Source organism: Arcticibacter svalbardensis MN12-7 (assembly GCF_000403135.1).
Classification (GTDB): Bacteria; Bacteroidota; Bacteroidia; order Sphingobacteriales; family Sphingobacteriaceae; genus Arcticibacter; species Arcticibacter svalbardensis.
The window spans coordinates 1-4,934 of sequence record NZ_AQPN01000080.1; the positions used below are offsets into that span (position 1 = coordinate 1).

Genomic DNA, 4,934 nt, shown 5'->3' on the forward strand with positions numbered 1-4,934 from the left:
AGATAACAAGCTGCTTATCGATAACGGCAGGATTAATAACAATCCTTACTATCAGTCGATCGTTTATCTTGGTCACAATTCCAGCTATCATTCCATGTTGAGTGTCGTTTGGGGCTTTGAAAAGATGCCTAGGAAGAAACGTTTGCCAATCTCCTCCCATAGAAGCAACTAGAGACTTAACGACATCGTGGGTCTGCGCGCTAACTATATCCATTATTCCTGCAACCATTTTTTCAGTTTGGTATTCCACTTTTTGTTCAATACTTTATCTTATGTCATCCAGTTCTTTATCGCCTGTTTCCATTATATCTGTTTTTAATAGGAAGCTTTGAAGTTCATTAAGATTTACTATACTTAGGTCGATGGCAGTAGCCTGACAGCGGGGTGCAGAAATAACAAGGTTCGGAATCTGACAGTTGTGACACACTTAATTAAAAGTATGCCACTGTGGTATCGCTGTGTTAAATTATTGTTTAGACCACCTCCATATTTACCTGCAAAAGGATTATGGATACCAAGGGGGGGATCAGTTAGTTTTATGTAATTTAGTTTTTTTAAAGCTAATGAAACCAAGTAAGCAAAATTATCATAAACAACTAAAAGACCTTCGTAATAAGTTAGCGGCAAATCAAATGTCTTTGTTAGTGGGTTCAGGACTTAGTAAGAATGTAAGCTCAAAATTTCCTACTTGGGACGAGTTGTTGTTTGATCTTGCTTGTGAATTAAATGAGCGTACTATTTCATCGGCTTATGATCAGTACCTTAAAACTGCTCCAGCGACGCCCTTAAAGGAGGGAGATTTTAAAAAAGAAGAATGTCTGCACCTGATTCGGCAGCAAGGTTACCTAGAAATTGTTTCCGAGTATATCAAGCGAAAAACAATACCGGAAAGTATAACAACATACATTGAAGAACGTATTCCTTCTGTTTACCGCAAAGGCGATAATTTTTTTTTGGATTGTAATGGTACTGTCGAATTGCTGCAAAAGGAAAATCTTATTTTGCATAAAAACCTAATCGGTCTGCCTTGGAATAATATTTATACTACGAATTATGATGATTTACTGGATGTCTGTATAGACAACAGTCGGTATGAAAGGCTGGTGAGCGAGATTGACCAACTGGAAAGCGAAATTCCAGAGTTGGAGCAAGACATCAGAGATAGCGAGGAAAAAAAGGAATCGCTGAGCAAACCTCTAGTCAAACCTGAAATTGAAGATATTGGGATGACACCCCTTGAAGGTTTGGAACCGTTGATGCACGAGAATCCCAATTTAAACCTAGAAATAAATAAGCTGTCAATTGACATTAAGCAGCAAAAGAGCCGTCTGCAGCAAAAGGAGTTATTATTGTCCGAAAAGAACCGGGAAGTAGATGATTGTTATCAGGTGGTAAAAACGTCAGCCGACTTGCGTATCAAGAAACGAAAAAATATTATCAAATTACATGGTTCACTACGTTCTGCTCGCGAACGTCTTGAATTCTTTTTTGAATTCGATGGCGATCATAAAAAACAATACGTGATCTCTAAGGAGGACTATGAAAATTATCCGACGAATCATGAAGCTTTCACGCAGCTCATGCGTATATCCCTTTTGCAGGAGTCTTTTTGTCTTATTGGATTTTCTGGGATCGATCCAAACTTTTTACAGTGGATCAATTGGGTTAGGGACATTCTTTACAAAGCAGCAAGAATAAATAATAAAAACAATCGCTATAAAATTTATTTGTTGGATATCGGTAAAGGCGAAGTATCAAGGGATAAGCAACTGTTTTATGAAAATCATAATATAATACGGATTCCACTCTTGGATCCGGATGTACTCCAAGTCTTCAGGGAGGATCTCGGTGCTGAGCCAAATATTTATGATGGGGCGTCCGCTATTGGTACACTGATCACTTATTTGGGTAATGATGATAACATCAAACAGGATATCCCGTCGCCGGATATTTCGATCCGGAGGGAACACAGGCAAATATGGGACGCCCTGTGCATTTTAGAAACCAAAAATATACCGGACGAACATACCATTTTACCGATGCTGAATCGGCTGGAAATAATCGCAAAACAGATTTGGCTGCCAGATCTGAGTTTTAGTGCAACTCATAATCAGCATTCTCTTTTAGGGTTCGTATTTGCTGAAAATTCAAATTATAATTTACTGGAACGCCCATTGCTGCGAAAACTGACGATTTCTGCTCTGTTGGATTTGGCAGTCCCGATCCGAAGCTTTTTGAAAGCGGAAGTTATTGCACAGTTGTTGTCGCAACCTGACAACCAATCTGCTATTGCCATGGCGGTCAGTAGAAATGATGCGTTGTCAGGAGTAATAGAGCGGACACCAGTATTGCAACAGGACGAATTACTTCATTTGGCTTACTCTTTTCAATTTTTGGCTTTGCAAGATTTCCTAGATAATTGGTCTGCAACCGGCCGACAAGAAATCGTAAGGGCAGGCTTTTTAGCGATCTTTGATCCACAGGCTGCCGGTGATTATATTTCGGAGGCTGTCGAAAATGAAACACTTACTAGTGGCGAGGAAAAACTGTATGCATTGGAAATGCTGCATCACATTAAGCAGCCCTTCCTTCTTAACAACAATAAAAGAATATCCCGTCTTATATCGGCTTACGAGCGTTCAGGTAATCGTGGCTTACAAAACCGAATAGAGGAACTACAAAAAAAAGTCGCGAAAAAGGCGCAACAACTCAAGCCTTATAATGATAAACTTTTAAACCAAACGCGTTCAGTCAGGTTATCTAAACATTCTGATGCTCAAGCCGCCGTTCAATTGCTAATGCTACTGGCAGAATCGGGTTTTCAATTGTCGATCCGAAACATTTATTTATTATCGTCTGAGGATTGGTATCCAGTATTGAAAGCTGGATTCGAGTATTATCCATTACCTTTTTTATTCTACAGTCTACAATACAACAAAAAGGATTTTCTAAAAAAAGCTGGACAAGATTATGCTTTCTCCAGCGCTGAAAATGTAAGCGAGCAGTTACCTAGGATCTGCAGTGCTTTATTTGCTAATTTACCTGAAGCACCTGATAGTTATGCCGACAATATTCAGGTGTTTCTTTCAAGTCTTGTTATTGGGGTAGATCCAGCGATATGGCAGCTTCATTTCTGTATATGGTGGCGCACTCTATTACAACGAGGAATTGCTTTTAGAAAGAATAATTTGGATACACATCCCTTACTGGTCAATGCTGCAATCCAGTATGTTTCAGACACAACCATCTTGTACGAAATCGTTGCCAATTGTCTTGATTCGGTACTCATCGGTGAAATTGATCAGTCTATTAATTTTTTGTACTACTTGAATCGGAATCAATACTTTAAAGCGATGCCATTAGATGTGGGGCTTGCCAACGTTCTGAGCAAACAATTTGATGAACTGATATCAGGCTTGGACACCATAAACATCGCTCGGATCTTCGTATTAGGAAACTTATACCGGCTACTTACACCCGATCAGTCTGCAAAAATTGTCTCGCAATTATTAGATGTAGATTATGAAAAGATAACTAATGCACGTATATGGAGGGTGCTACTTCATTTTGCAAACGGACAGGCCATGCTGGGAAAGCTTATGAGGCAGGCACTGGTAAATCACCGTAATTTATGGTATACAGGGATAAATGGAAATCAGATCAGCAGCGGTCAGAACGATGAGCCAATACTGATTTCTGATTTATCTTACGGAGATTTACGTCCTATTGGATTACAATGGAATAATACAGAGTTGACACATATATTTGACCGACTGCAAAACAGCCTTGCAGATTTGGAGCGTATGGCACCGGCACCAGATTTTTGGTTTTCATTTATACCAGTGCTGGAAGAAATGTTTGAATTTTTGACTGGGTTTGATGCTAGAATTGGGCATTATCCCGAATATGAAGCAACGCTGTCAAGAGTCCAACAACAATTAGGTATACATCGAAAATACAAGGAACTAGAGGAGGGTCTGACAAGCCGTGATGAAACTGCAGTAGAAAATGCTTTACGTGAACTTGATGATCGCGTTTACAAAAATGTTTTTGAACGAGATAATATCACGCTCTTACTCAATAAGATTCTTTTACAAGCCGAGCCAGCAGTTGAGACTTCTTTAGGTTATATGACAACTTGGTTGTTTTACAAACGCAATTTAAACCGGTTTCGCGATCAAGAGTCATTATTGCTGCGCATACTTCGTAAATATGATGCACAGCCGCTAGAAGATGCTGATGTTGCGTATGTGGAAGAAAAGCTTATACGGATCGCTTGGCTGTTAAAGACCTGGGATAGCCATGATCCCATTGTTTTGAGTTGGCTGGAAAAAGCCGAAGAGTCACGGTACAATAACGTGCGGCAATTCATAGCTTCTGTAAGCGAAGGCAGTGAAGATCAAGATGAGGAGTAGTGCTTTTTGCAGAAGTGTTCCGCTCATTGCAATGGCTCTTTTGTCAACAGACCTAAATATCGAATTTAATCTCACAACGCCTATGGCAGTTCACAGAGGATTACTATCAATCATGCTAAAAGTTAAAGCTATGAATAACCTTTCAGGAAGGATTCTTTTGCACCCTTGCTTTTACTCCCGTCAGAACAATTAATATTCGATTATACGGTCGCTCCAATGTTGAGCGTTTGATCGATGAAAGTTTGTGTCGCTGCTGCTTTTGTCATAAGTACTTTTTTCCCATTCCCGATGTGCTGAATTTCAAGTCCACGTAGCGATTAAAATAAAGATGATTGACAGCCTCAAGGTAAGCGTTCGGTAAAAACCGTTCCCGGTCAGATTATCTAATTTTCTAGATTCGCTTCTGAAAATTAAACAGTCAGGGAAATGAACCAAGGATTACAATCAGAAATGTTACGCCACGTAAACGATTGGCAACATAGTGGCTTAAGTCAGATCGGCTATTGCCAGGAAAAAGGC

3 protein-coding genes are annotated in these 4,934 nt (G+C 39.6%); 2 read left to right on the top strand and 1 reads right to left on the bottom strand.

What is annotated here, in order from left to right; genetic code table 11:
- Nucleotides 1–250, bottom strand: a 250-nt coding sequence (locus ADIARSV_RS22540; RefSeq protein WP_235048399.1) for a hypothetical protein, incomplete at its 3' end; no start/stop codon positions are given.
- Between the two features lie 313 nt (nt 251–563).
- Here ADIARSV_RS22540 and ADIARSV_RS10645 point away from each other — a divergent pair.
- Together ADIARSV_RS10645 and ADIARSV_RS23200 are read left to right on the top strand one after the other, a co-directional pair.
- Complete coding sequence (locus tag ADIARSV_RS10645; protein ID WP_016195516.1) at nt 564–4,415, top strand: SIR2 family protein; 3,852 nt, start codon at nt 564–566, stop codon at nt 4,413–4,415.
- A 450-nt stretch (nt 4,416–4,865) separates the two neighbouring features.
- Nucleotides 4,866–4,934, top strand: a 69-nt coding sequence (locus tag ADIARSV_RS23200) for a hypothetical protein (RefSeq protein WP_394331151.1), incomplete at its 3' end; no start/stop codon positions are given.